Below are 20095 nucleotides of genomic sequence, written 5' to 3'. Positions count from 1 at the left end.
CGATTGTTAGCAGCACTTGCGGGGCAGACGTTGGGGAAGGCGCCGGTTCGTGCGACCCTCACTTCCCTCCGTGCGCCTCCTCTCCGCCTCCCCCGCCGATCAGAGCCGCTCGGCACCCTGGGAGACGGCAAGCGCCGCCCACCGCTCGCCGGTCCCCATCAGTCGACCCGCACCCCGACGACCGGCGGACGGCCGCCTGAATCGGGGGTTGACATGGTCACACAGAGCTTTTGGACGCGAGGCCTGCGCACGGCCGCTGCGGTCGGCGTCGGCGCTGTGGCGGGTGCCGCCGCCTCCCTCGCCGCGCAGCAACACACGATGCGATCGCTCCATGCGCGTCTGGACCAACTGGAAGAGGTTGCCCGTTCCCATCAGCACGCCGACCTGGCAAGCCAACAGCACCAGCACTGGGAACTGCTCAGCAAGGCCATAGACGATCCCGAGTTGGCCGAGGTCCTGGATCTCTACGAGGCGCCGGTGTCCGCCAAGCAGCGCCGCCAGTACCTGTTCGCCAACGCCTTGTACACGAACCTGCTCTTCTACTACCGCATCGGCAACCTGTCCAAGGAGGAGTTCTTCAAGCACGTCCGCGGCATCTTCCAGAACCGATCGTCAGGGAGTACTGGTATGCCACCCAGCAGCAGCGGGCGAGCCTTGCGGACACCGACGAGGCGGAACTGGGCAAGCTCGTGGACGATCTGCTCCAGCAACTAGAGGATTCGGACACAGAGGAGTGGTGGGTGGTCGGCGAGCCGCCTGGCGCATAGCGAATCTCTTGAGCCACCCGTCTGTGGAAATCACACCTCCGGCCCATAACGAACAGGTCAAGTATCCCGTTGTCCCAGGCGCCGCTGAGGTTGACTCAGCCGCCGGGGTTGACTCATACGTGATCGCGTACAGCAGCCCCACACCACCGTCGCCCACGTCGCCAGATGACGCGTGCACCCCACAGGGCCGCCTCGCCTCGTACCGCCGTGCGCGTGCTCGTCATTCGTGAGACCAGAGGGAAACCAACAGTGAGTCAGATCATTCGCCGCCTCGGCGCATCGCCACGCGAACGAGGCAGCACCTCCGGCGCGACGTGCCCGGACATCTTCGAGTTGGCCGATGGGAACTTCGCCGTCATCGGCACGGACGCGACCGGCTCTCTGGACTCCCAGCTTCCCGCAGACGCGGCACGGGCCGACTACGAACGCATCGTGGTCATCACGCGCGAGACACTCGTGCGGGCCAAGGCCGACATTCCCGACGCCTAGGCGATGTCATGGCCCAAATCGAGCAGATAACCGCACGTGTCGGTTCGGTTGCCGCCTCGTCACCGCTGCCAGACGGTTGGTGACCGCGATCAGGTCCCACCCCGTCAGGCAAACTCCGGTACCAGTGCGCTGCCGCCACCGCACAGGTCGGCTCCGGAAGGACGACCTGCGACTCACCGTCCTGGGCCGCCGTCCCGGATCCTGCGACGGCATCGGTAGGACCGGCAGCCCACGCTGACCGGTAGCCCGCCAGGTCCGGCACCACTCCCGGTGCCGGACCGTCGCGTTCCTCAGGCCCCCTGTGGCACCGCCACCGGCGCCCCCGGCCCCACATAACGCGCCACCGGCCTGATGATCTTCGAGTCCGCCGCCTGCTCCAGGATGTTGGCGCTCCACCCCACCACCCGCGCCGCTGCGAACGTCGGCGTGAACATCTCGCGGGGCAGGCCGCACAGTTCCATGACCACGCCCGCGTAGAACTCGACGTTGGTGTGCAGCTCCCGCCCCGGCTTGAGCTCGGCCAGGATCGCCTCGACATGGCGTTCCACCTCGACGGCGAAGTCCACACGTGGACCGCCGAACCGCTGGGCGACCTCCCGGAGCATCCGGGAACGCGGATCCTCCGTGCGGTAGATCGCGTGGCCGAAGCCCATGATGCGCTCACCGGAGAGCACACGCTCACGGATCCAGGAGTCGATGCGGTCGGGCGTGCCGATCGCGTCCAGGGTGTCCAGCGCCCGACTGGGCGCACCCCCGTGCAGCGGCCCGGACAACGCCCCTACGGCCCCCACGAGGCACGCGGCCGCATCCGCTCCCGTCGACGCGATGACCCGCGCCGTGAAGGTTGATGCGTTGAAGCCGTGATCAATGGTTGAGATCAAGTACTGCTCGACCGCCCGCGCCCGTTGAGGCTCCGGCTCCGAACCCGTCAACATGTACAGGTAGTTCGCCGCGTACGAGAGATCCTCACGCGGCTCCACCGGCTCCAGCCCCCTGCCCAGCCGGTGCAACGCGGTGAGCAGCGTCGGCACGGCCGCAGCGGCCACGAGGGTGTCCCGCCGCCGCTCGTCCGGGTCGATGTCGTACACCGGCCGGAACCCTTTCGCCGCTCCGAACAGCGACAACGCCGTGCGCATCCCGGCCAGCGGCCCGGACCGCCCACTCGCCGCCGCGATCGCCGGCAGCGCCGCCCGCACCTCGTCGGGCAGTCGCCGCAGTGCCGCGGTCTCGGCGCGGAAGGCCAGGGCTTGTTCGGCGTCCGGCAGTTCGCCGTGGACCAGGAGATGCCAGACGTCCTCGAAGCCGCGGGTCTGCGCGAGTTCGACAGCGGAGTACTGGCGGTAGTGATAGAAGCCCTCGCGTCCCCGGACATCTCCGACCTCGGTGTCGGTGACGACGACTCCGGCGAGTCCTCGCGGTACGTCGACGAGCGTGGTTGACCTGTTGACCGACATGATTCCTCCCTGGACTTGATTCGACTGTCCATGGTTGACTCATTTGCTGTCAATATTGATTGAATCAATACACACCAATCAACCCACCGGGTTGCGGATACGGTGACCTCTTATGCGCGATCAAGACCCCCTCCCCGGCCCCGCCGAACGCCGGCTCAGCACCAAGGAAGCCGCCGAACTGCTGGGCGTGAAGCCCGAGACCGTCTACGCCTACGTGAGCCGAGGCCAGCTCAGCAGCCGACGCGTTCCCGGCGGCCGGGGCAGCACCTTCGACGCCAAGGAGGTGGAGACCCTCTCCCGGCGCAACCGCCGGGAGAGCGGCGCGAGTCCGGGCTCCGGCGGCGAACTGTCCGTGCGCACCCGTATCACCTTCATCGACCGGGACCGCTACTACTTCCGGGGCGTCGACGCCACCGAACTCGCCGCGCGCCACTCCTACGAAGAGATCGCGGAATGGCTGTGGACCGGCCATCTGCGCCCCGGAGTCACCTTCACCGCGCCCGACGCCGCCGTCGAGGTGGCCCGCCGCGCGGTCGACGCGCTGCCCGAACACACAGGCCCCACCGACCGGTTGCGGGTGGCGGCGATCGCCGCCGCGGTCTCGGATCCACTCCGTTTCGACCTGTCCGAAGAAGCCGTGCTCGGCACCGCACGGACCCTCATCCCGACCCTCGTCGCCGCCCTCCCGCCCGTGCTGCGTGACCGCCGCCGCGACGACGGCCCGCTGGCCCACCGGCTGTGGACGCGCCTCAGCGGACGCAAGCCCGACGAGGCGTCCCTGCGCGCCCTGGACACCGCACTGGGTCTGCTCGTCGACCACGACCTCGCCGCCTCGACCCTCGCGGTACGCGTCGCCGCATCGGCCCACGCGCACGCCTACGCGGCCGTCTCCGCCGGACTCGGTGTCCTGGAGGGCCCCTTGCACGGCGCTGCCAGCGGGCTCGCCCACAAGCTGCTGCTCGATGTGCTCGACCGGGGCGACGCGGCCCCCGTCATCGCGGAGGAACTGCGGGCCGGCCGCCGGATCCCGGGCCTCGGTCACCGGCTCTACCCCGGCGAAGACCCACGCGCGCGTGCCCTGTTCGCCCTCCTGGAGGAGATCCCGCGCGCAGAACCCGCACTCCTCGCGGCCCGCGACATCGTGGCCACCACCGCCCGCCACACCCCCCTGCACGCCAACGTGGACCTGGCCCTCGCCGCGCTCACCGCCTCCTCCGGGATGCCCTCCACGGCGGGCGAGACGATCTTCGCCGTCGCCCGCACGGCGGGCTGGATCGCCCACGCACTGGAGGAGTACGGGGAACGCCCCCTGCGCATGCGCCCGAGCGGCACTTATGTGGGCCCGAAGCCGCCCCAACCCCTGCCGGAGCGCTGACAGCGGCACGGCCGGAAGTCGTCACGCATCAAGTCAGGTTAGGCTCACCTCTGTGAGTACCTGCTCAACGGTCTCGCACGACCTCGACGAGCCCGTTTCCGGAACCGCGGCCACCGCGCGGACCTGGCTGCTGTTGGAACAATCCGGTCCCTGGGGCGCCAAGGCGCTCACTTCGAGCCACCTGGACCCCGCGTTGGGGCGTGCCCTGGAGGCCGCGGCGAAGGACACGGGCCTGCGCATCGCGCTCATCCGCCGCCCCGGACGGCACGCCGACAGCGGAACACCCACCACCCGGCAGGTGTACGCCGCCCACACCGTGCCCGGCAACGTGTGGCTGCACAGTGCGACGACCCGCGAGCCGAGGGACCTGCTCGACCTGGACCTCGCCGCGCTCGGCAGGGGCGAGCACGCCACCTTCGACTCCGTGCTCGGTGGGCGGCCCCACACCGGCGATCCCCTCGCGCTTGTCTGCACCAACGGCAAGCGGGACCGCTGCTGCGCGCTCCTCGGCCGCCCGCTGGCCGCGGAACTGGCCGCCTCGGGTGTCGAGGGCGCCTGGGAGGTCACCCATCTGGGTGGTCACCGGTTCTCCCCGACGCTGCTCGTCCTGCCGTACGGCTATGCCTACGGCCGCGCAGAGGCCCATGCCGTCAAGGAAGTCCTCCACAGCGTCCAGGAGGGGCGCATCGTGGTCGAGGGGTGCCGCGGCAGCTCGGCCTGGGAGCGTCCCGGCCAGGCGGCCGAGCTGGCTGTACGCACGGCGGTGCGCGAATACGCGGCGGAGGCGCTGACAGTCGTACGAACGGACGGCGCTGCCCCGCACTGGGAGGTGACCGTCGCACACGCCGACGGCCGCCACTGGCGCGTCCTCGTGACCCAGACCGCGTCCCTGCCGCCCCGGCCGGAGAGCTGCGGTGCGTCGGCGCTCGGCTCACCTGCGCGGATGGACGTCGTGGCGGTGCACGAGCTGAGGACATCGGCAGCGCTGGCGAGCTGACCGGACCAGCGGGCCCGTCCACGCATTGATCAAGAAATCCATGTCCACCCCCTGCGGTGGATGGGACACCTCCACGTACCGTCTTGGGTATGAGCCGCACTCCCCCCGCCCGCCGCCTGCGCCTCGGGCTGCCCCGCCGGGCGTTCTCGCAGGTGCTCCTGATGCAGCTGGCGATCGCCGCGGGAGTCGCGGTGCTCGCGACCGGTCTGTTCCTCGCGCCTCTGAGCAACCAACTCGACGACCAGGCGATGCGCCGGGCGCTCGCCATCGCCCAGACCACGGCCGCCGAGTCGCAGATCGCCGAGCAGGTCACGGACACGCCCCCGCTGCCCACCGGCCCCGTCCAGCGGGAGGCCGAGAGGATCCGCAGGGCGACCGGGGCCGAGTACGTCGTGGTGATGGACTGGCGGGGCGTCCGCTGGTCGCACCCCACTCGCAGCGAGGTCGGCAGGATCGTCTCGACCGACCCGGGCCAGGCCCTGGCGGGCAAGGAGATCATGCAGATCGACAGTGGCACCCTGGGCCGCACCGCCCGCGGCAAGGTGCCCCTGTACGACAGCGAACACAAGATCGTCGGGGCGGTCTCCGTCGGCATCGCCTACGACAGCGTGCGTGCCCGGCTGATCCATGCGATCCCGGGGCTTTTCGCCTACGCCGGCGGGGCCCTCGCCGTCGGCGCGCTGGCGGCCTGGCTGATCTCCCGGAGGGTCCAGCGACAGACTCGTGACCTGGCCTTCTCCGATATCTCCGCCCTCCTCGCCGAGCGCGAGGCCATGCTGCACGGCATCCGGGAAGGCGTCGTCGCCCTGGATCGGACCGGGCGCATCCGCCTGCTCAACGACGAGGCCCGCCGCCTGCTGAGCATCGGGGACGAGGCCGTCGGCCGGCCCCCGGACGAGGCCCTGGGCGGCGGCCGGACCGCCGACGTCCTGGCCGGACGGGTGACGGGCACCGATCTGATCACCGTCCGCGGCCAGCGAGTGCTGGTCGCCAACCGCATGCCCACCGACGACGGCGGTGCCGTCGCCACCCTGCGCGACCGCACCGAACTGGAGCAGCTCGGCCGGGAGCTCGACTCGACCCACGGTCTGATCGACGCCCTGCGCGCCCAGGACCACGAGCACGCCAACCGGATGCACACGCTCCTGGGACTGCTGGAGCTGGAGATGTACGACGACGCCGTGGAGTTCGTCGGAGAGGTCGTCGGCGACCACCGGGCTACCGCGGAGCAGGTCACCGAGAAGATCGAGGATCCGCTGCTCGCGGCACTGCTGGTGGGCAAGGCGACCGTCGCGGCCGAGCGCGGTGTCGCCCTGTGGGTCTCCGACCGGACCCGGCTGCCGGACCGGTTGGTCGATCCGAGCGGGCTGGTCACGATCGTCGGCAACCTCGTGGACAACGCCCTGGACGCCGTCGCCGGGGCTCCCCACGCGCGCGTGGAGGTCGAACTGCGCACAGAGGGCCGTACCGCCGTCCTCAGAGTGCGGGACACCGGGCCCGGAATCCCGGTGGAACAACGGGAACTGGTCTTCACCGAGGGCTGGTCGACCAAGGAGCCCCCGGCGCACCGGGGGCGCGGCCTCGGGCTCTCCCTCGTACGCAAGCTCGCCGAGCGTCAGGGCGGCAGCGCGGCCGTCGCAGAGGCCGACGGCGGAGGCGCGGAGTTCACCGTCGTACTGCCCGAGGCACTGGCCGAGCCGCAACCGGCGCTCACCGCGCCGCCCGCCCAGCAGACCGCCACCGAGGAGGAGTCGTGATGATCGAGGTCCTGGTCGTGGACGACGACACCCGCGTGGCACGCGTCAACGCCGCCTACGTCGAGAAGGTGCCCGGCTTCCACGTGGCCGGCGAGGCGCACAGCGCGGCGGACGCGCTGCGGCAGCTGGAGGCGCTGCCCCACGTCGACCTGGTCCTCATGGACCACTACCTGCCGGACGAGACGGGTCTGGCGGTCGTCCAGGAGATGCGCCGACGCGGCCACCAGACCGACGTGATCATGGTGACAGCGGCGCGGGACGTGACGACCGTGCAGGCGGCGATGCGGCACGGCGCGCTGCAGTACCTGGTCAAGCCGTTCGCCTTCGCGGGTCTCAGGGCCAGGCTGGAGGCGTACGCCGAGCTGCGCCGCACCCTGGACGGCGGAGGCGAGGCGGAACAGGCGGAGGTCGACCGCATCTTCGGCGCGCTGTCCACGCCCGGAGAGCCCGAGCTGCCCAAAGGACATTCCCCCACCACGGTGGAACTCGTCCGCAGATCCCTGATGACCGCCGAGGGGCCGCTGTCGGCCCAGGAGATCGCCGACCGGACGGGGGTGAGCCGGCAGACCGCCCAGCGCTATCTGAAGCTCCTGGAGCGCACGGGACGGGCCAGGCTCACCCTCAAGTACGGGGACGCGGGCCGCCCCGAACACCGTTACGTGTGGGCGACCCGCGCGTGAGGGGGCTCAGCCGGCGTTCTGCGCGGCCTTCTCGACGAACTCCGTCGTGTACGTCTTGTCGAGGTCGACGTCGGCGTTCTGGATGTTGGGGTTGAACGCCTTGAGGACCTTCTCGACGGTCTCGGGACCGTTCTCGGGCATCACGCCGTCCTTGGTGAACATCGGCAGCGTGTTCTTGATTGCCATCGCATACAGCAGTTTGTTGCCCTGCGAGTAGTCGGCGGGCATCTTGTCGGCGATCTGGGTCGCGCTGTGGGTGGACATCCACGTGAGCGTCTTGACGAATGCATTGGCCAACTTCTGGACGGTCTCCTTGTGACCGTTGACCCAGTCCGTCTGCATGTACAGGCTTGACGACGGATACGGTCCGCCGAGTGCCTCGTCCGAGCCCTGGGGCGTGCGCATGTCGAGAAGGATCTTTCCGGCCTTCTTGTCCAGGATCGTCGCGACGGTCGGGTCGGTCGTCATGCCTGCGTCGATCGAGCCCTGCTGGAGCGCCGAGATGAAGGTGGGTCCCGCGCCGACGGCGACGGGCGTGAACTCGCTGACCTTCACGCCGTTCTTGACGGCGAGGTACTTGGTGAGGAAGTCGGTCGAGGAGCCGAGGCCCGTGACGCCGAGCTTCTTGCCCTTGAAGTCCTTGGCCGAGGTGATGTCGCCCGCCGCCTTGTTGGAGACGATCTCCACCTCACCGGGCGCGTGTGAGAACTGCACGACCGACTCCACGTCCTTGCCCTTGACCTGCAGGTCGAGCGTGTGGTCGTAGAAGCCGACGGCCCCCTGGACCTGGCCGGAGACGAGCGCGGTCTCGGCCTGGACGCCGGCGGGCTCGCTCAGCAGCTCCACGTCGAGTCCCTCGGAGTCGAAGTAGCCGAGCCGCTGGGTGAGCATCGCGGGCAGGTAGATGACCTTGTCGAGGCCACCAACCATGATCTTGACCTTGGTCCCCTTGCCGTCGCCCTTGCTGCCGGAGTCGGCCGAGGCCGTGCTGGCGGCGTCGTTCGCACAGGCGGTGAGTGAGGAGAGGGCGAGCAGGCCGGCGGCGGCCAGGGAGGTGTATCTGGCGGTCTTGCGCATGGGGTTCACGTCCTTGTGAGGGGCGGTGCGGGGAAGGGCTGAGCCGGGGATGGGCCGAGCTGAGGATGGGGAGGCTCGCGTGGAAGGCCTCAGCTGTCGGAACTCGCCGGCTTCCAGCGGAAGATGCGGCGCTCGGCGAAGGTGAGCAGACCTTCGGCGAGAAGGGCGACGACGGCGAGGATGACCATCGCGGCGTACACACCGGCCGCGTTGAAGGTGCCCTGGGACTGCGCGACGAGCAGGCCGATGCCCTTGGTCGCGCCGATGTATTCGCCGACGATCGCGCCGATGAGGGCGAAGCCGAAGCTGACGTGCAGACTGGTGAAGATCCACGAGGTCGCGGACGGGATGACGACCTGAAGGGTCACTCTGCGGTCGCTCGCTCCGAGGATGCGGGCGTTGGCGACCAGGTTGCGGTCGACCTCGCGGGCACCCTGGAAGGCGTTGAAGAAGACCGGGAAGAAGACCAGGACGACGGCCGAGGCCACCTTGGAGGCCGGTCCGAGTCCGAACCAGATCACGAAGATGGGTGCAAGGACAATCCGCGGTATTGAGTTGAGCACCTTGATGTATGGACCAAGCATATCGGCAAGCAAGGTGATCCGCCCCAACGCAATACCGAAGACCACACCGGCCACCACGCCGACGACCCAGCCCAGCAGCGCCTCGTACAGCGTGTACCAGATCTGTTCACCCAACGAACCGAGCGCGGTCCCGTGCGTCACCCAGGTCCAGATCTGGTCCCAGATCTTCGAGGGCATGGAGAAGTTGAAGGGATCAATGACCTCGGCCCGGGAGAGCAACTCCCACAGACCGAGAACAGCCACCAGGAGCAGCACACGGGACACGCCGACAACGATCCGGCGTCTGCGGACGGCACGCGCGCGTGAGTGTGCGCGGTCCGTCTTGTTGCCGGGCTCGGTCATGGTCGGCGCGACCTGGGCCTCGGGCATGACGTCAGGCGACATGGGCGGCGCCCCTCTCCCGAGTGATGCGGACCTCGTCGCCGAGGGACTCCCAGATCTCGCGGTAGATCTCGATGAACCGCGGCTCCAGGCGCACCGACTCGACCTTGCGCGGCCGTGGCAGGTCGATGTCGAAGATCTGCTTGACGGTGGCGGGCCCGGCCGTCATCACGACGACCTTGTCGGCCAGGGCGATGGACTCCTCCAGGTCGTGGGTGACGAAGACGACGGAGGCGCCCGTGCCCTCCCACAGTTCGAGGAGTTCGTCGGACATCAGAGCCCGCGTCTGCACGTCGAGCGCGGAGAACGGCTCGTCCATGAGCAGGATCTCGGGGTCGTTGACGAAGGTCGCGGCGAGCGCCACGCGCTTGCGCTGGCCGCCGGAGAGCTGATGCGGGTAGCGGTCCTCGAAGGCCGCGAGCCCGACCCGGGCCAGCCACTCCCGGGCATTCCGCTTGGCCTCCGCCTTGGGCACACCGCGGAAACGGGGGCCTGCCATGACATTGGCCAGGACCGTGCGCCAGGGGAAGGTGGCGTCCTGCTGGAAGACGAAACCGACCTTGTCCCCGACGCCGCGGACCGGCTCCCCGACGACCAGTACCTCGCCCTCGGAGGGCTCCTCCAACCCGCTGACCAGCGTCAACGTGGTCGACTTGCCGCAGCCCGTAGGCCCGACCACCGCCACGAACTCCCCCCGCCCCACGGTGAGATCAAGTCCCCTGACGGCCGTGTGCAGACCCCCCGACGGGGTCCGGAATGTCTTGCTCGCGCCCCGCAGCTCGATGGCGGGGCTGGTGTCTGCGCTCATGGCCGGGGACGGTAGATGTGGCGTGCGCCACGGCAGCAGTCTTCTGGGCACATGCCGTTCTTTTGCTTGCAACGGCCTGTTGTGCTCGTTTTGCGCGCGCTACAACAGCGAAGCCGAAACACGGGCGTGACGCCCGCCAGGCCTTGAGGGAAAGAGGCCCGATGATTGACGTCCTGGTCGTGGACGACGACTTCCGTGTCGCCGAGATCAACGCCAAGTACGTGGGAAAGGTGCCCGGCTTCCGGGTGGCCGCCCGCGCCCACAGCGCTGCCCAGGCGCTGGCCAGCGTGCAGCGCGGGACCATCGATCTCATCCTGCTCGACCACTACCTGCCCGACCAGACCGGCCTCGAACTCGTCCACCGCATGCGGGAACAGGGCCACGGCACCGACGTCATCATGATCACGGCAGCCGGGGACGTGACAACCGTCCAGGCGGCGATGCGCCTTGGCGCCCTCCACTACCTGGTCAAACCTTTCACCTTCGCGGCCCTGCGCACCCGGCTGGACTCGTACGCGGCCCTGCGCCGCACCGTCGACCGGGTCGGCGGCCGCGGCATCGCCGGTCAGGAACAGGTCGACAGGATCTTCAGCGCCCTGCGCACCACCCCGGCTCCGCCGTCCCCGGGCCTGCCCAGCGGCCACTCGGAGCCGACGACGGATCTCATCTGCCGCGTCCTGCACCACGCCGACCACCCACTGTCGGCCCACGAGGTCGCCGCCGAGACGGGCCTGAGCCGCTCCACCGCCCAGCGCTACCTCCGCCATCTCGAACAGGCCGGCCGCCTCCGCCTGACCCTCAGATACGGCGACACGGGGCGGCCGGAGCACCGCTACGCGTGGGTGGCGCCATAGCCGTACGCCACGAAAGGCCTCGACGGCAGAAGTCGTACGAAGACCGATGCCGTACGACGACGAGGGCGCCGCCCGATCACGGGCGCCGCGCCTACACGGCCCCCGCTCCCGTGAGCGACCGCACCTCGGTCTCCGCGTGCTTGGCCTCGTCGGCGACCTCCGCAGAGGTGACCGTGCCGAGCCAGCCCGCGACGAAGCCCAGCGGGATGGAGACCAGACCGGGGTTCTGCAGCGGGAAGTACTGGAAGTCCACGCCGGGGAAGAGCGATTCGGGGCTGCCGGACACCACGGGCGACAGCAGCACCAGGGCCGTGGCCGGCAGGAGTCCGCCGTAGACGGACCACACGGCGCCCCGGGTGGTGAACCCGCGCCAGAACAGCGAGTAGAGCAGCACCGGCAGGTTCGCGGACGCCGCGACGGCGAAGGCGAGGCCCACCAGGAAGGCGACGTTGAGGTCGCGGGCCAGCAGGCCGAGAGCGATCGCGATCACGCCGATCCCGACGGCGGCGGTCCTGGCCACGGCCACCTCGCTGCGCGGCTTGACCCGCCGGCGCCGCAGTGAGGCGTACAGGTCATGGGCGACGGAGGCCGAGGAGGCGAGCGTGATGCCGGCGACGACGGCGAGGATCGTGGCGAAGGCGACGGCGGCGACGATCGCGAACAGAACCGTTCCTCCCGTGGAGCCGGCGCCGCCGCCCAGGTCGAGGGCCAGGAGGGGAACCGCGGTGTTCCCCGCGGCGTTCGATCCCCGTACCGCCTCGGGCCCCACGATCGCCGCGGCACCGAACCCGAGGACGATCGTCATCAGGTAGAAGCCGCCGATGAGCCCGATCGACCAGACCACCGAGCGCCGCGCAGCGCGTGCCGTGGGCACGGTGTAGAAGCGGGACAGGATGTGCGGCAGACCGGCCGTACCGAGCACGAGGGCGAGTCCCAGGCTGATGAAGTCGAGGCGGGCGGTCCAGTCCCCGCCGTACTTCAGACCGGGTGCCAGGAACGACTGACCGTGACCACTGCGCTCCGCCGCCGTGAGCAGGAGCCGGTCGAAGTCGCCGTGGAACCGCACCAGCACGAGCACGGTCAGCGCGATGGTCCCGCACAGCAGCAGGACCGCCTTGACGATCTGGATCCAGGTGGTCGCTCGCATCCCTCCCAGGGACACGTAGATCACCATGAGCGCCCCGACGGCGATGACGGTCCAGGACTGGGCCGCCTCGCTGGTGCCCCCGAGCAGCAGCGCGACCAGGCTGCCCGCGCCCACCATCTGCGCCACCAGGTACAGAACGGACACGGTGACCGAGGAAGTTCCCGCCGCGATCCGCACCGGCCGCTCGCTCATCCGCGCGGCGACCACGTCGGCGAGCGTGAACCGCCCGCAGTTGCGCACCAGTTCGGCAACGAGGAACAGCACCACCAGCCAGGCCACGAGGAAGCCCACCGAATAGAGCATCCCGTCGTACCCGAAGAGTGCGATGAGCCCGGAGATACCGAGGAAGGACGCGGCCGACATGTAGTCGCCCGCGATGGCAAAACCATTCTCCATCGGCGAGAACAACCGCCCACCCGCGTAGAACTCCTCCGCCGAACCGTGCCGGTGGCGGCTCACCCACGTCGTGATTCCGAGCGTGACCGCGACGAACGCGCTGAACAGCAGCAGCGCCAGGGTCTGGTGTTCCCCCGTCACGACGACGCACCGCCCCGTGCCGTGCGCGTCAGTTCCTGGGTGTCCCACCGCAGTTCGAGCGCGGCCCGGTCCCGGCGCAGCCTCGCATGCCGGGCGTAGGCCCAGGTCAGCAGGAAGGTGGTGAGGAACTGCCCGAGTCCCGCGAGCATCGCCACGTTCACCGCACCGGCGACCGGCCGCGCCATCAGTCCCGGCGCGCTTGTCGCTGTCACGACATAGGCCACGTACCACGCGAAGAACCCGATGCCCGCGGGCACCACGAACCTCCGGTACCGGCTGCGCACTTCCTGAAAGGCCGCACTGCGCTGCACTTCGAGGTAGACGTCGGCCGCCGCGGCGTCCCGGCCCTCGCGCTCCGCGCGTGCCGTCGCAACCTGGCCCACGGATGTACCGTCACCGCCCGTCTCGCCCCAGCCGGATGCGAGCGCGTCATACCAGGGATCGTCGTACCGCACCCCGGCGGACGCCTCCGCGCGGGCCACATCGTGGCTGTCGTGGTTCTCGGCCGAACTCTCGGCATCGCCCCCGCTTCCGCGGGGACGAGCGTTGCTTGACTGCATGCCCAAGGATGGACAGAACGGGAAGATCCCTGACTCTTCTTCCCCGCCCTCTTCACCCCATCAGGTGATTCATCCCATCGGTGGCCGTACAAGCCCCTTCGCATAGGCGTAACGCACCGCCTGCGCACGGTCCTTGATCCCGGTCTTGGCGAAGAGGTTGTTGATGTGGGTCTTCACCGTGGCCGTGGAGACATGCAGCTTCCGGGCGATCTCCTGGTTGCTCAGTCCCTCTGCGATCAGCGCCAGCACTTCGACCTCCCGGGCGGTGAGCCCGTCGGGCGCCTCCGCGGCCACCGGCTGGGGCGGCTCGGGGTCCGACAGCCGCTCCAGCAGCCGACGCTGGATGCTCGGCGACAGTCCGGCGTCCCCGGAGAGCACGCTCCGCACGGCCCGCACGATCTCGTCACCTCCCGCATCCTTGGTGAGATAACCGCGCGCCCCCGCCTTGAGCGCGGGAAACAGCGACTCGTCGTCCGCGAAGGTCGTCAGCACCACGACCTGCGTCCCGGGGTGCTCGGCGCGGATTCTCCGGGTTGCCTCCACCCCGTCACAGCGAGGCATGCGCAGGTCCATCAGCACCACGTCCGGGGCGAGTTCCGCGACGAGTTCCACCGCCTGCTCGCCGTCCCCGGCCGCGCCCACCACTTCGATCCCGGGCAGCAGGCCGAGCAGCATGACGATGCCTTCGCGCACCACGGTCTGATCGTCCGCGACCACCACCCGCGCGGGCTTCAGCTCCGCCACCTGCGTCATACCGGCACCTTCAACGTCACCATGAACCCTTCGTCGTCCGGCCCGGCGTCCAGCGAACCGCCCAGCAGTTCGGCGCGCTCCCGCATCCCCAGCAGACCGTACCCGCCTCCGGTGGCGGTGAGTTCACCCGGCGAACCGCCCGAGTCCCGCACGACCAGCGTCACCTGGTCCTCGCCGTACTCCAGCCACACCCGGATCTTGGCTCCCGGCGCGTGCTTGCGGACATTGGTCAGGGCCTCCTGCGCGACCCTGCGCACGGCCTGCGACGCCTCGGCCGGCAACGGTCTGCGCTCACCCGAAATGGTGGCCTCGGCTCCGTCGGCCGTCCCGACGAGCTGGGTCAGGAATTCCTCCAGCGGAGTCATGTCACCTCGCAGAGCCGACAGCGCCTGCCGGGTCTCCGCGAGACCGTCGCGGGCCATGCCCCGGGCCGCCACCACCCTTTCGAGGATCTGGTCCCGGGCCGCGCCGCCCTCGATCAGCAGCCGGGCCGCCTCCAGGTGCACGAGCTGGGCCGAGAGACTGTGGGCCAGCACGTCGTGGATCTCCCGAGCGATACGGGCCCGCTCCGCGAGTGCCGCCGACTCCGCCTCGGCCGCCCGCGCGGCGCGCTCCTGGTTGAGCAGCCGCTGCGCGTTGCCGCGGGCCTCGGCGTCCAACCGCAGGACGTAGCCGGCCAGGGCGAGCCCCGCTGTCGTGGCCAGGGTGGTCAGCCACACGTCGTCGTTGACGGCGGCGTAGAGGGCGAGAGCGACCACGGTCACCGGCAGGGCGGCCGCGATGGGCAGGCGTTCCAGAGCGGTGATGGCGCAGCCGCACCACAGGACGAGGGCGACGACCCTGAAGTCGGCGGCCTGGGCCGCGACCGCGATCGTCAGGAGGACGCCGTAGAGCGCCAGAGAGGGCCAGAGCCGGTGCTCCAGGGTGGTGCGGAAGAGCGCCCAGGCGACGACCGCGGACAGGAGGATTCCCGCCACTGCCCCGAACACGCCCCAGCCCTGTACATGGCTGCTGTTGAAAGCTCCCCAGAGGAGCATGGCGAGTACCAGCGACCGCGTGACCCAGCCGAGCAGGCGCCGAGGACGCGTGGTCGACTCACGCCCGAGCGCCTCCCGGGAGGGCCAGCGGGTCCAGGCGTCGTCCGTCACACGCGTTCCTTCCCCGTGGACCGGAACATGCGCTCACCGTACGCCGGGGCGGGTGCGGCGACAGGGCGCAGGAAGTGCGCACGCCTGACGAGGATCCCGGAGCGCACGAGCAGGGTCGCCGCCAGCGCGAGCAGCAGTGCGGAAGAGTCCTGGTGGACACCGAGCACCGCGCCGAGCGCGAAGAGGCCGACGCGCAGTCCGATACCGACGGCCCAGACGGCCCCGCTCGCCTTGGTGCTCCTGCTCCACACCGTGCCGTCCGGCTCCGTCCATATCCGGCTCGTCCAGGCCCAGCCGGCCCCGATGGCGAGGCCGGTGAACAGCTCGGCGGTGAGCAGGGCGACCGATGCCGTGCGCTGATGGGTGTCCACCAGCCCCGGCTCGCGAAGTGCCACGACGGCGAGGACGGCGGGCAACAGCCACCAGCGCTGCCCGGTGTCGATCCGGCTCGCCCGGAACTGCCGGGCGATCACCACGACCACCGCGACCACGATCAGCAACGCGTCGACGAGCCCGGACATCACAGCCTCCGTGAGCGAGGAAGAGTCTGCCGGCAGCGGACGCCGCCGACACCTTCGAAGCTACGGAAATCCGCAGGTCGGGAGATCGGAGCAGGGGTGGATCACAGGTGGATACCCGCCACCGGGAGCGTCCACCCACGGGTGGAGAGTCCAGGCCACAGCCCTGAGCGCAACCCCCGACCCCACCACCGACCCGAGGATGCCGTGCCGACAGCGGCAGCCTGAAGCATCCGGCGGCGGGACCATTCCACGAGAGTCGCCGATTACTCCACCGCGAAAGCCGCTGGGTGCAGCCGGGGCCGGTTGCAAACCCGGCCCCGGCCCCCAGTCCCAGCCCCGCGACTACGCGTCGATCCGCGACCGATCAAGGGTCGCCGCCGACCCGGAGATGAACTCCTTCCGCGGCGCCACGTCATTGCCCATCAGCAGATCGAAGACCTGCTCCGCGGCCTCCAGGTCGGCGAGGTTGATCCGCCGCAGCGTCCGGTGCCGCGGATCCATCGTCGTCTCGGCCAGCTGGTCGGCGTCCATCTCACCCAGACCCTTGTACCGCTGGATGGAGTCCTTGTACCGGACTCCCTTGCTCTGGAACTCCAGCAGCTTCTCGCGCAGCTCACGGTCCGAGTACGTGTAGACGTACTTGTCCTGCCCCTTTTTCGGCTGGACGAGCTCGATGCGGTGCAGCGGCGGCACCGCGGCGAACACCCGGCCTGCCTCGACCATGGGCCGCATGTAACGCTGGAACAGCGTCAGCAGCAGGCACCGGATGTGAGAGCCGTCGACGTCGGCGTCGGTCATCATGATGATCTTGCCGTAGCGGGCGGCGTCGATGTCGAAGGTCCGGCCCGAGCCTGCTCCTATGACCTGGATGATGGCACCGCACTCCACGTTCTTGAGCATGTCCGTGACGGACGACTTCTGGACGTTGAGGATCTTGCCGCGGATGGGCAGCAGCGCCTGGAACTCGGAGTTCCGGGCCAGCTTCGCCGTGCCGAGGGCGGAGTCACCCTCGACGATGAACAGTTCACTGCGGTCGACGTCGTCGCTTCGGCAGTCGGCAAGCTTGGCGGGCAGCGAGGAGGATTCCAGGGCCGTCTTCCGGCGCTGTGCGTCCTTGTGCTGACGGGCCGCGATACGTGTGCGCGCGGCAGCGACCGCCTTCTCCATGACGACCCGGGCCTGGGCCGCGGCGTCCCGCTTCGTGGACGTCAGGAACGCCTTGAGCTCCTTGGAGATCACGGTGCTCACGATGCGGCGGGCCGCAGACGTGCCGAGGACCTCCTTGGTCTGGCCCTCGAACTGCGGCTCGGCGAGGCGGACGGTGACGACCGCCGTCAGTCCCTCGAGGGCGTCGTCCTTGACGATGTCGTCCTCGGCGACGCGCAGCAGCTTCTTGGCGCGCAGCACCTCGTTCATCGTCTTGGCGACGGCCTGTTCGAAGCCGGCGACATGGGTGCCGCCCTTTGGCGTGGCGATGATGTTGACGAACGACCTCAGGGTCGTGTCGTAGCCGGTCCCCCAACGCATCGCGACATCCACACCGAGCTCTCGGGTGACCTCGGTGGGCGTCATCTGGCCGTGGTCGTCGAGGACCGGGACGGTCTCCTTGAAGGTGCCCTGGCCGGAGAAGCGGAGGACATCGTTGACCGGCTTGTCGGTGGCCAGGTACTCGCAGAACTCGCTGATACCGCCGTCGAAGCGGAAGGACTCCTCGCCCTTGCTGCCGCCCTCACCGAGGCCGTACTCGTCGCGGACGACGATGGTCAGGCCCGGCACCAGGAACGCGGTCTGACGAGCGCGCTGGTGGAGGTTCTCCAGGGAGAGCTTGGCGTCCTTGAGGAAGATCTGCCGGTCGGCCCAGTACCGCACGCGCGTGCCGGTCCGGGTCTTTGGGATCCTCTTGGTCTTGCGCAGGCCGCTCGCGGCCTCGAACTTGGCCTCGGCGCCGTTCGCCGCGAAGGCACCTGGCACACCCCGTCGGAAGCTGATCGCGTGGGTGTGGCCACCACGGTCCACCTCGACGTCCAGCCGCGCGGACAGGGCGTTCACCACGGAGGCGCCCACTCCGTGCAGACCGCCGGAGGCGGCGTACGAACCGCCGCCGAACTTGCCGCCGGCGTGCAGCTTGGTCATGACGACCTCTACACCGGACAAGCCCGTCTTGGGCTCGACGTCGACAGGGATGCCCCGGCCGTTGTCCCGGACCTCCACAGAGGCGTCGTCGTGGAGGATCACCTCGATGTGGTCGCAGTACCCGCCCAGGGCTTCGTCGACGGAGTTGTCGATGATCTCCCACAGACAGTGCATCAGGCCACGACTGTCGGTCGAGCCGATGTACATACCTGGGCGCTTGCGTACGGCCTCGAGCCCCTCGAGGACGAGCAGGTGCCGCGCGGTGTAGTTGGAACCGTCCCGGTCTGCTCCTGCCAGCAGAGCTGTGGACGGCACGGACGTTTCGGCGGTCACGCGGTTCGCTCCTCGCTGAATTTCAGTTGGGGCCCTTCTGGGTAAGGGCGCGGCATCGGTCGCCGCCATGAGAGTACCGAGGCCTGGTAGAGCCGTTGTAACGCCACCCTCGTGTGGAAACACAGAGTAGTCCAGGATCGCATACCTGTTCGATCCCTCGATGGGGTGAAGTACATATCACGTTCCCTTACAGGCATGAACCATTTAGGCTCCGGGCACGTCCTCATGAACAACCGGCAACCCAGCCGGGGGGACCGACCTTGACCGACAGCGCGAAACCGTAAGACACACAGACACGCAATACGGCACATTCGCCGCCAAACCGGCAGCAGCCGGCCGCCCGGAAAATTTCTCTCTGGGTGAAGCCCCGAGCGGGAACGTTTTGGGGCTGGTTGGATGTTGACCCTGGTACGACAGCTCGTCGAGCTAGAGAAGAGGCGACGTGACTACTGTTCTGACCCCCGCGAGCCCGCTGACGGCCGCTGACCGCTGCGACCGCTGCGGCGCCCAGGCGTACGTGCGCGTCGTCCTGCTCAGCGGCGGAGAACTGCTCTTCTGCGCCCACCACGGTCGCAAGTTCGAGCCGGAACTCAAGAAGATCGCCGCTGAGATACAGGACGAGACGGAGCGACTCACGTCTGTTCCAGCATCGGTCTCAGAAGAAGAGCGCTGACACTTCGCGTCGACGACGAGCCAGCTCCGGCACAGGCCGGCATGAGGGCGGCTGCCCCTGTTCCCAGGGACAGCCGCCCTTGCTCATGATTCTGCGGGGGCGCTCAGTGCCCCCAAGGCATTGTCACGCGGTGCCGTGACGTCCGTCGGCCGCGTTGCGACCGTCCCGGTCCAGCGTCCGCATGACTTCGGACACACGGGTATAGACACCGGGCTGGCCCGCTCGCCCACAGCCGCTGCCCCAGGAGACCAGCCCGACCAGCTTGCCCAGGGCGACCAGCGGTCCCCCGCTGTCCCCCTGGCAGGCGTCATGACCACCGCGCTCCTCCCCGGCACACAGCATGCTGTCGGCGAGGTAGGTGCCGTCGCCACCACCCGGATACGCCTCCTCACAGCGCGCGTCAGGCATCAGATGCACGTGTGCCGCCCGCAGACGGCGGGCGTAGTCACCCCCGCCCGTGATGTCGCCCCAGCCATAGACCGTGGCACTGGTTCCCGGCTCGTACGCTGGATCGCCGGCGGCCGACATGGCGATGACCGCGTCCTGCGGCAGCGGCTCGGCGAGTGTGAGGACGGCGAAGTCTCCCGCGTTGCTCTGCGGGTCGTAGCCCGGGTTCACCCAGACCTCGCGTATGGCGATCTCCACCCCCTGGTCCGAGAGCAGGTCCGTACGGCCCGCGATGACCCGGAAGTCACTCACCTGCTCCGGCGGCGCCCCCAGGACGTCCTCGCCCATGCAGTGGGCCGCCGTGAGCACCGTGGTCGGGCCGACGGCGACACCGGCGCAGAACTGCCCGGCGCGCGTACCTCCGAACCGGTCACGGCTGGACAGGGCAACCGTCCAGGGCGCCTTGGACACATCAACCGGGAATCCCCCGACGACGATGCTGTCGGCGGCCACGGGGGCGGCCGACGCCAGCGGTATGGCCGCCGCCACAGCCGCCAGAATCAGCGGCCGGGCCAACGCCCGGGCAATGGGGTGACGCATGCATGCTCCTCACTCCGGGGTGGTGATCGGAAACCCAGAGTCATGCAGTGCGCCTGCGCGTGCAGCACGAAGACCCGGCC

18 protein-coding genes and 1 pseudogene are annotated in these 20095 nt (G+C 69.4%); 8 read left to right on the top strand and 11 right to left on the bottom strand.

What is annotated here, in order from left to right:
• Positions 1–213 precede the first annotated feature (213 nt).
• Together QF027_RS49745 and QF027_RS35480 are read left to right on the top strand one after the other, a co-directional pair.
• Positions 214–767, top strand: a pseudogene (locus QF027_RS49745) (DUF6082 family protein).
• A gap of 249 nt (positions 768–1016) precedes the next feature.
• Entirely contained in the window at positions 1017–1256 is a 240-nt protein-coding gene (locus QF027_RS35480) for a hypothetical protein (protein WP_059207217.1), read from the top strand.
• Between the two features lie 290 nt (positions 1257–1546).
• Here QF027_RS35480 and QF027_RS35475 read toward each other — a convergent pair whose 3' ends face one another.
• The gene (locus tag QF027_RS35475; protein ID WP_307079216.1) at positions 1547–2710 is read right to left on the bottom strand and encodes a citrate synthase/methylcitrate synthase; all 1164 of its coding nucleotides are present in this window, start codon (positions 2708–2710) and stop codon (positions 1547–1549) included.
• Positions 2711–2822: 112 nt separating this feature from the next.
• Here QF027_RS35475 and QF027_RS35470 point away from each other — a divergent pair, with 112 nt between their 5' ends.
• From QF027_RS35470 to QF027_RS35455, 4 genes are all read left to right on the top strand, one after another.
• Complete coding sequence (locus QF027_RS35470) at positions 2823–4085, top strand: citrate synthase family protein (RefSeq protein ID WP_306975416.1); 1263 nt, start codon at positions 2823–2825, stop codon at positions 4083–4085.
• Positions 4086–4137: 52 nt separating this feature from the next.
• Positions 4138–5082: a sucrase ferredoxin gene (locus tag QF027_RS35465; RefSeq protein WP_307079215.1), complete on the top strand. Its 945-nt coding sequence runs from the start codon at positions 4138–4140 to the stop codon at positions 5080–5082.
• Positions 5083–5171: 89 nt separating this feature from the next.
• The gene (locus QF027_RS35460) at positions 5172–6839 is read left to right on the top strand and encodes a sensor histidine kinase (protein ID WP_307079212.1); all 1668 of its coding nucleotides are present in this window, start codon (positions 5172–5174) and stop codon (positions 6837–6839) included.
• On the top strand, positions 6839–7519 hold the full coding sequence (locus QF027_RS35455; RefSeq protein WP_306975422.1) for a response regulator: 681 nt from the start codon (positions 6839–6841) through the stop codon (positions 7517–7519). The genes QF027_RS35460 and QF027_RS35455 overlap by 1 nt, the downstream gene beginning before the upstream one ends.
• Before the next feature lie 6 nt (positions 7520–7525).
• Here the strand turns inward: QF027_RS35455 and QF027_RS35450 are convergent, their stop codons facing one another.
• The 3 genes from QF027_RS35450 to QF027_RS35440 form a co-directional block, all read right to left on the bottom strand.
• Positions 7526–8596 (bottom strand): ABC transporter substrate-binding protein, encoded by a 1071-nt coding sequence (locus tag QF027_RS35450; protein ID WP_306975425.1) that lies wholly within the window; start codon positions 8594–8596, stop codon positions 7526–7528.
• An 89-nt stretch (positions 8597–8685) separates the two neighbouring features.
• Positions 8686–9564 carry an ABC transporter permease gene (locus QF027_RS35445; RefSeq protein WP_307079210.1) on the bottom strand — a complete coding sequence of 293 codons (879 nt, stop codon included), beginning with the start codon at positions 9562–9564 and terminating at the stop codon, positions 8686–8688.
• Complete coding sequence (locus tag QF027_RS35440; protein ID WP_307079208.1) at positions 9554–10369, bottom strand: ABC transporter ATP-binding protein; 816 nt, start codon at positions 10367–10369, stop codon at positions 9554–9556. Before QF027_RS35440 ends, QF027_RS35445 begins: the two co-directional genes overlap by 11 nt.
• A 161-nt stretch (positions 10370–10530) precedes the next feature.
• Between QF027_RS35440 and QF027_RS35435 the strand changes: the two genes are divergently transcribed.
• Entirely contained in the window at positions 10531–11223 is a 693-nt protein-coding gene (locus QF027_RS35435; protein ID WP_057611304.1) for a response regulator, read from the top strand.
• Between the two features lie 91 nt (positions 11224–11314).
• On the opposite strand, the gene QF027_RS35430 is transcribed toward QF027_RS35435, so the two are convergent.
• The 6 genes from QF027_RS35430 to QF027_RS35405 form a co-directional block, all read right to left on the bottom strand.
• Positions 11315–12907 carry a solute symporter family protein gene (locus QF027_RS35430; protein ID WP_307079206.1) on the bottom strand — a complete coding sequence of 531 codons (1593 nt, stop codon included), beginning with the start codon at positions 12905–12907 and terminating at the stop codon, positions 11315–11317.
• Positions 12904–13467: a DUF485 domain-containing protein gene (locus QF027_RS35425; RefSeq protein WP_306975433.1), complete on the bottom strand. Its 564-nt coding sequence runs from the start codon at positions 13465–13467 to the stop codon at positions 12904–12906. The genes QF027_RS35430 and QF027_RS35425 overlap by 4 nt, the downstream gene beginning before the upstream one ends.
• A 69-nt stretch (positions 13468–13536) precedes the next feature.
• On the bottom strand, positions 13537–14220 hold the full coding sequence (locus QF027_RS35420) for a response regulator transcription factor (RefSeq protein ID WP_307079204.1): 684 nt from the start codon (positions 14218–14220) through the stop codon (positions 13537–13539).
• Positions 14217–15368, bottom strand: a complete 1152-nt coding sequence (locus QF027_RS35415) for a sensor histidine kinase (protein ID WP_307079201.1) — start codon at positions 15366–15368, stop codon at positions 14217–14219. The genes QF027_RS35420 and QF027_RS35415 overlap by 4 nt, the downstream gene beginning before the upstream one ends.
• Entirely contained in the window at positions 15365–15889 is a 525-nt protein-coding gene (locus tag QF027_RS35410) for a DUF1453 domain-containing protein (RefSeq protein ID WP_307079199.1), read from the bottom strand. The genes QF027_RS35415 and QF027_RS35410 overlap by 4 nt, the downstream gene beginning before the upstream one ends.
• A gap of 342 nt (positions 15890–16231) precedes the next feature.
• Entirely contained in the window at positions 16232–18355 is a 2124-nt protein-coding gene (locus tag QF027_RS35405) for a DNA gyrase/topoisomerase IV subunit B (protein ID WP_306975442.1), read from the bottom strand.
• Positions 18356–18797: 442 nt separating this feature from the next.
• Here QF027_RS35405 and QF027_RS35400 point away from each other — a divergent pair, with 442 nt between their 5' ends.
• Entirely contained in the window at positions 18798–19028 is a 231-nt protein-coding gene (locus QF027_RS35400) for a DUF7455 domain-containing protein (RefSeq protein ID WP_057611313.1), read from the top strand.
• A gap of 123 nt (positions 19029–19151) precedes the next feature.
• On the opposite strand, the gene QF027_RS35395 is transcribed toward QF027_RS35400, so the two are convergent.
• Positions 19152–20015, bottom strand: a complete 864-nt coding sequence (locus QF027_RS35395) for a serine protease (protein WP_307079197.1) — start codon at positions 20013–20015, stop codon at positions 19152–19154.
• Between the last annotated feature and the right edge of the window lie 80 nt (positions 20016–20095).

Source organism: Streptomyces canus (genome assembly GCF_030816965.1).
Lineage (GTDB): Bacteria > Actinomycetota > Actinomycetes > Streptomycetales > Streptomycetaceae > Streptomyces > Streptomyces canus_E.
This window is presented reverse-complemented; position numbering and strand designations above follow the sequence as displayed.